Annotated in this window: 6 protein-coding genes and 2 tRNA genes; 5 read left to right on the top strand and 3 right to left on the bottom strand. The window is 59.0% G+C overall.

Annotated elements, in window-relative coordinates; genetic code table 11:
- Positions 1 to 52 precede the first annotated feature (52 nt).
- Together AEYBE204_RS35565 and AEYBE204_RS35560 are read right to left on the bottom strand one after the other, a co-directional pair.
- Positions 53 to 126: transfer RNA gene (locus AEYBE204_RS35565), tRNA-Gly, on the bottom strand.
- Between the two features lie 80 nt (positions 127 to 206).
- A tRNA-Tyr gene (locus AEYBE204_RS35560) sits at positions 207 to 290 on the bottom strand.
- A 163-nt stretch (positions 291 to 453) separates the two neighbouring features.
- Here AEYBE204_RS35560 and rlmB point away from each other — a divergent pair.
- Both rlmB and AEYBE204_RS35550 read left to right on the top strand, forming a co-directional pair.
- Entirely contained in the window at positions 454 to 1389 is a 936-nt protein-coding gene (gene rlmB / locus AEYBE204_RS35555; protein ID WP_023463404.1) for a 23S rRNA (guanosine(2251)-2'-O)-methyltransferase RlmB, read from the top strand.
- A 151-nt stretch (positions 1390 to 1540) separates the two neighbouring features.
- Positions 1541 to 2308 (top strand): YjbE family putative metal transport protein, encoded by a 768-nt coding sequence (locus AEYBE204_RS35550; protein WP_023463403.1) that lies wholly within the window; start codon positions 1541 to 1543, stop codon positions 2306 to 2308.
- A 33-nt stretch (positions 2309 to 2341) separates the two neighbouring features.
- Here AEYBE204_RS35550 and AEYBE204_RS35545 read toward each other — a convergent pair whose 3' ends face one another.
- Complete coding sequence (locus tag AEYBE204_RS35545; protein WP_023463402.1) at positions 2342 to 2770, bottom strand: DUF805 domain-containing protein; 429 nt, start codon at positions 2768 to 2770, stop codon at positions 2342 to 2344.
- A gap of 151 nt (positions 2771 to 2921) precedes the next feature.
- Here AEYBE204_RS35545 and AEYBE204_RS35540 point away from each other — a divergent pair, with 151 nt between their 5' ends.
- The 3 genes from AEYBE204_RS35540 (at position 2922) to AEYBE204_RS35530 (ending at position 6296) form a co-directional block, all read left to right on the top strand.
- Positions 2922 to 3272, top strand: coding sequence for a YbaN family protein (locus AEYBE204_RS35540; protein ID WP_023463401.1), 351 nt, complete (start codon positions 2922 to 2924; stop codon positions 3270 to 3272).
- Positions 3273 to 3360: 88 nt separating this feature from the next.
- A complete protein-coding gene (locus tag AEYBE204_RS35535; RefSeq protein ID WP_023463400.1) occupies positions 3361 to 5592 on the top strand; it encodes a S9 family peptidase in 2232 nt (743 codons plus the stop codon).
- Between the two features lie 20 nt (positions 5593 to 5612).
- The gene (locus tag AEYBE204_RS35530) at positions 5613 to 6296 is read left to right on the top strand and encodes a hypothetical protein (protein ID WP_023463399.1); all 684 of its coding nucleotides are present in this window, start codon (positions 5613 to 5615) and stop codon (positions 6294 to 6296) included.
- Positions 6297 to 6381 lie beyond the last annotated feature (85 nt).

Below are 6381 nucleotides of genomic sequence, written 5' to 3'. Positions count from 1 at the left end.
TAGGTCCAGGCTCCAATTTGCCCAAAGCGGGCTAAGGTCTAAAAAAATGTGATGGAGCGGGTAGACGGGATCGAACCGACATCCTCAGCTTGGAAGGCTGCTGCACTACCATTGTGCTATACCCGCCCGTGTGAACCACATGGTGCCATGCGGTCCGTACAGGGATGATCCGAGGTATGAGGGGAAATGGTTTTGAGACCGTGCGATGGTGGGGGAAGCAGGACTCGAACCTGCGAAGCTTACGCAGGGGATTTACAGTCCCCCCCCTTTGCCGCTCGGGACATTCCCCCAAACGCACGGTGTCTCAAAACCGGTCGCCCTTAAACTCAATCTTTCGCAAAAGAACAAGCCCAAAAACGAAAAAACTTTTTGGTTTCTGTGGATGCCCGCAGTAAAGAGGGCGCCCAATCGACCCAAAAGCCTTCCCGGCCTCAAATCGGAGCGCGTCTTATAGTGTCATCAAATCGCGAACGCAACGACCCTAAGGCGCGCAAGGGGCAAAACTTCGACAAAAAATCGGGTTTTCAGGGGAAAAGTCGCGATAAGGGGCCTCAGCGCCCCGTGGTGCAGGACGGCGGGCGACCGGCGAAAGCTCAGTCTTTTCAGAAACCTAAGGTCAGCGAAGACGGCTGGGTGTGGGGGCTGCACGCGGTCGAGGCGGCGCTTAAAAATTTGTCGCGCAAGGGGCCGATCAGGCTTTATCTAACGGCGGAGCGCCAGAAAACCCTGTTTGCGGGGGCGCTGAAACGCGGTGACGTCCATCAGCGCCTGACCGAAATGGCGGAATTCTCCAGCTTCCTGCCGCAGGGCGCGGTCCATCAGGGCATCGCGCTCAATGCCCCGCCGCTCGACGGCGAAGATATCGATTCGCTGATGGAAATCGCGCTGAGTCGTTCGACGCCGGTCATCATCATGCTCGATCAGGTCACCGATCCGCAGAATATCGGCGCGATTTTCCGCACCTGTGCGGCGTTCGGGGCGGCGGGCCTGATCATGCAGGACCGCCATTCGCCGGTCATGCAGGGCGTACTGGCCAAGACGGCAGCGGGCGCGATGGACATGGTACCGTTTGCGCGGGTGACCAATCTGTCGCGGGCTTTGGAAGCGCTGTCGGAAAACGGCTTCGTCACGCTGGGTATGGCGGGCGAGGCCGAACACAGCCTGCAAGCCGTCCTTGACCAACAAGTCTGGCGCGGCGCAGGCAGCCCGCGCGGTCTGGTCATCGTCATGGGTTCGGAAGGCGAGGGAATCCGCCGCCTTGTAGCCGAACACTGCGATTTTCTGGTCAAGATCCCCATGCCGGGCGGTTTCGAGAGCCTAAATGTCAGCCACGCGACATCGATTGCGCTGTATGAAAGCCTCGGTCGCGAGATTAAGCCTGTGGATTAGTTTTTTTCGCGCATTTGATTCCGAAACGCAGTTCGGCGAAGCCAAAACCGCTGCACACTTTTCGGAATGCGCTCTTAACCCTCTGGACAAGGGCGCGGCGCAAATCTAGGACAGGAACGATCCGCCTTTCATTCGCAACGAGACCCGCCGTATGGACTTCCTCAGCAATCCCGATTTTCTGTCGCAGGTCTCGGCCTTCTTTTCGGTCGTGTTTATCGATCTGGTCATGGCGGGTGACAATGCCGTGGCCGTCGGTCTGGCGGCGGCGGGTCTGGCCGCAAACGACCGCAAGAAGGCTATTCTCTACGGCCTCATCGCTGCCGTCATCATGCGCATCGGCTTCGTGCTGATCACGGCGCAGCTGCTCAGTGTCGTCGGGCTTCTGTTCGCAGGCGGTCTGTTGCTGTTGTGGGTAGCGTGGAAGATGTGGCGCGAACTGCACGAGCAGGAGGCCGAGGCGCGCGCCAAGGCCAATCTCGAAGACGCGACCGGTGCCGATATCAATGGCGAGAGCATGGGCGGGGCGGCGGCAAAGCCTGCCAAGACCAAGAGCTTCAAGACCGCTGTCATTCAGATCCTGATCGCCGACCTCTCCATGTCGCTCGACAACGTGCTGGCGGTCGCCGGGGCGTCGCGTCAGCACCCGGAAATCATGGTCTTCGGCCTTATCCTTGCCATCGCCCTGATGGGCGTCGCCTCGCACTTCATCGCCAAGGTCCTGCATAAGTTCCGCTGGATCGGCTTTGTCGGTCTGGCCGTCATCCTCTATGTGGCGTGTAATATGATCTGGGAAGGCCACCGCGACGTGGTCGTCGATCTCAAGAAAGTCGATGAATATAATCAGGTGGTGCCGGACTTCATGGACATCACGCAAAAGGATATCGACCACTTCACGCACGGCGGCAAAGCGGCGCATTAAAAAACGGCCTCCGGTTCGGGGGCCGTTTTGTTTTCAGGGCATGTCTTCCGGCATATCCTCAAGCCGATAGGACGACAGGCGGGCGCGGTAACCGTCGGGTGAGGGGCCGAACCGATTGGTGCCGCGCTGACCGGCCATGAAGCCGCATTCGACCAGCGCCCAGAGTTGGCCCACTACCGGGATCAGCGCGACAAGGCTCCACCAGCCGGACTTGCCGCGGTCGTGCCAGCGTTTGGCCAGCAGGCAGAAGCCGATCCACAAAAGCGGCAAGGCCAGGACCAGCCACGGTCCAACAGGCTGCGCTCGCAGACTTTCAAAAGATGTAGGTAAGCTATTGGCCCATAAGGCGTTATTGAGAAACGCGATCACGCTGATCAGCAGGAACAGCGTGATGGCCCAAGCCCAGAAGCCGAGCCGCGAAATGCGCCCGTTGGGATTCAGCAAGGTGTCGATGATGGTCATGTTTCCTCCGTCCGATTTTTGAATCGGTTCTTGTATTTGGTGAAATTACCATAACGGCGTTCATTCAAAAGGGCCGTGTCGGTAAACTTGTCGGGAGGGCTGCGACAAGATTGCAGATGCAAGAGCGAGCAAATACCGTTATGGTCTGCAAATGCGAATAGTTCTGAATATCCTCGGCCTGTTGTTCGTGGCACTTGGCGTTATCGGCATGTTCCTGCCGGTCATGCCGACGACGGTGTTCTGGATCATCGCGGCGGTAATTTTCGCGCGCTCCAATCCCGAATGGGAGCGGAAGATCATGGCGCATCCGAAATTCGGGCCGCCGATCAAGGCGTTTCGCGAGCGCGGGGTCATCGGTCGTACCGCCAAGATCGCGGCGGTCGGCGGTATGGCGGTGTCGTCTCTGATCGGGTTTTTCACGCTGCGCGGGGTATGGATGTGGGTACCCGCAGGGGTCTGCGCCCTGTGCGCGCTCTATGTGCTGTCACGGCCTTCAGAGTAGGCTTTGGCGGAATAGTCACGCCGGTAACCGCTTGACCGCTGAGGGAGGAAGCAGGTAGCGTCCTGCCACCATAGTTCCGAGGTCATCCATGTTCAAAACCGCCACCGCTGCCGCCGCGCTGCTCGGAGTCACGCTGATGTTTTCGCCGATGAGCGCCTTGGCGCAGGCCACCCTGACGCCGGAGCGTGTATTCGCCGATCCGGACCTGTCCGGGCCTAAGGCGGTCGGCGCCAAGCTGTCGCCGGACGGTACGCTTTTGACCTTCCTCAAGCCGAAACTGAGCAATGCCACGGTGCAGGACCTGTGGGCCGTCGATGTCAAGGGCGGCGAGCCCTATGTGCTGGTCGATGCCGACAGCCTGTCCTCGGCCGGCAAGGAACTGTCCGAAGCCGAAAAGGCGCGGCGCGAGCGGATGCGCGTCTCGGCGCGCGGCGTGGTCGCCTATGACTGGGACGCGTCGTCGAAGTCGATTCTGGTGCCGCTGGATGGTGATATCTACATCGTCGATCGCACCACGAAGAAAATCACCCGCGCCACGCAAACCGAAGGCGACGAGGTCGACGCCAAGCTGAACCCCAAAGGGGGGCAAGTCGCCTATGTCCGCGATCAAACCCTCTATGTGCAGGAGCTTAGCACCGGAAAGGAAACCGCTGTCTCGCCGAAAGGCGAGGGGGTGATCTCCTACGGCGTGGCCGAGTTCATTTCGCAGGAAGAGTTGGGGCGCTATACCGGTTACTGGTGGTCGCCGGACGGCACGAAGATCGTCTATGCCAAGGTCGATGAAACCCCCGTCGATGTCGTCGAGCGCTTCGAGATCAGCGGTACGGGTGCCAAGACCATCGATCAGCGCTATCCGAAGGCGGGGCGTCCCAACGCCATCGTTACCCTGTTCGTCCACGATATGAAGACCGGCACCGATACGCCGCTCGATCTGGGAGCCAATAGCGACATCTATCTGGCGCGCGTCAACTGGGCGGCGGACGGTCAGTCGGTCTACGTCCAGCGCCTGAGCCGAAACCAGCAAACCCTTGATCTGCTGAAATATTCGGCGACCGGCGGCGCGGCGCAAACCGTGCTTTCCGAGACCTCGGACACCTGGGTCGAACTGCACAACGACCTGCGTCTGCTGAAAGGCGGCGGGTTCATCTGGTCGTCCGAGCGCGACGGCAATAACCACCTCTATCTCTACGACAAGGCGGGTAAGCTGGTCCGTCAGGTCACCCACGGCGATTTCCCCGTGGCCAAGGTCGCCGCGCTGGATGAGACGAAAGGCGAGGTTTGGTTCGAGGCGTCGTATAAAACGCCGATCGAAATGGGACTGTACAAGGTCGCCTATACCAAGGCGGCCGAACCGGTGGCCCTGACCAAGGACGGTGGCTGGTGGGCGACCGAGGTGGCGGGCAATGGCAAGGCCTTTATCGGTACCTATTCCGACCCGGCGACGCCGTCGCAGACCGCGCTCTACGATTCGACCGGCAAGCGCGTGCGCTGGATTGAGGAAAACGCCTATACCGACAAGCATCCGTATTTTGCCTATAAGGACAGCTACAGCGCGCCGGAATTCGGCACGATGAAAGCCGCCGACGGGGAAACCCTGCACTGGCTGATGCTCAAGCCCAAGGGCTTCGATCCGGCGAAAAAGTACCCCGTCATCGTCTCGATCTACGGCGGCCCGGCGCGTCAGGACGTCAAGCGCGCCTGGGTGTCGCCGGCCAATCGCCTGTTTCAGGAAGCGGGTTATATCGTCTTCGTCCTCGACAACCGTGGTACGCCCAACCGCTCGGTCAAGTTCCAGCGCGCCATCTATAAGTCCTTCGGCGGGGCCGATATCGACGATCAGATCGCGGGCGGCAAATGGCTGCAAACCCTGCCTTATGTAAAGGCCGACAAGATCGGCATCATGGGCTGGTCGCAGGGCGGTTTCGTGACCCTGATGGCTTTGACCGCCAAGGATACACCGTTTGTCGCCGGTGCCGCAGGCGCGCCGCCGACTGAGTGGGGCCTCTACGACACGGCCTATACCGAGCGCTATATGTCGACGCCCCAGGCCAATGCCGAGAACTACGCCAAGTACGACGTGGTCAATCGCCTCGATAACCTCAAGCCGAACAGCCTGCTGCTGATGCACGGTATGGCCGACGACAACGTCATCCTGCAAAACACGACGCGGGTTATCGACGGGCTGCAAAAGAAGTCGATCCCGTTCGAACTGATGCTGTTCCCCGGTGAGCGTCACGGCGTGCGCGGCAATGCCAAGAACCTGTTCCGCTACCGGCTCTATCTCGACTTCTTCGCCCGCAAGCTGAAGGACGGGGAATAGATACAGAGAAAGTGCCGTGCATGAATGACCAACAGGCGGATCAGTTTTGGAAGTTTGTGCGCGGCGATCTGTCGACGGATGGTTTCGAGGCGTGGCTCTACTCTCAGACAGATTTGGAAGCCGCTGTCGGTGAGGCTCTGTATTTTACGCTTATCTCCACAAACTATCGGAGCATTGAAGAAATATACTCCGTCAAAAAGACGTTGGAAGCTCTGCTTCGGCCTTTGATGACGTGTGAATGTGCCGCTTTGCCGAATAGTGCTGTTGTGCCTATGGGAATGCAAGGTCTTGACGGGCGCTTCTTCGCAACCGTCGATACGGTCGCCGAATATGGTCCGGAGGTATGGTGGCTCTATGCATCAAGATGCCGGGCCTGCGGACAGGGGTGGTTGGTCGCCCAAGAAGAGAGAATATATGACGACCTCTTTCTGAAACGGCTAACTGTCGAAGAAATAGAGAACGTTGTGGGCGGCAATTGGCCCGAGGAATTCAGGACTTACGAAAGCGTGTTGATCGCGGGACGCCAACTCAGCAGATCGTGTCGGTTCATTGACCCGCTGGCACACTCACTTACGGATACCGCGCGTATTCTTAAAAGGGACAGATCGGACATGCCGGATGCAGAATTGGCGTCACTGCTTGGCGTCGATATCGATCATGCCCGTGCTATTCTGAAGGCAAGTTCGCGACACACTTCCCGTTAAAATCGTCATCTTGCGAACTCCTGTTACATTACAAGTGCTTCATGACAGCTAATTAAGTTGTCACCGACGCTCGCCGTGCGGCAAA

Origin of the sequence: Asticcacaulis sp. YBE204 (assembly GCF_000495855.1) — a bacterium.
GTDB lineage: Bacteria > Pseudomonadota > Alphaproteobacteria > Caulobacterales > Caulobacteraceae > Asticcacaulis.
This window is presented reverse-complemented; position numbering and strand designations above follow the sequence as displayed.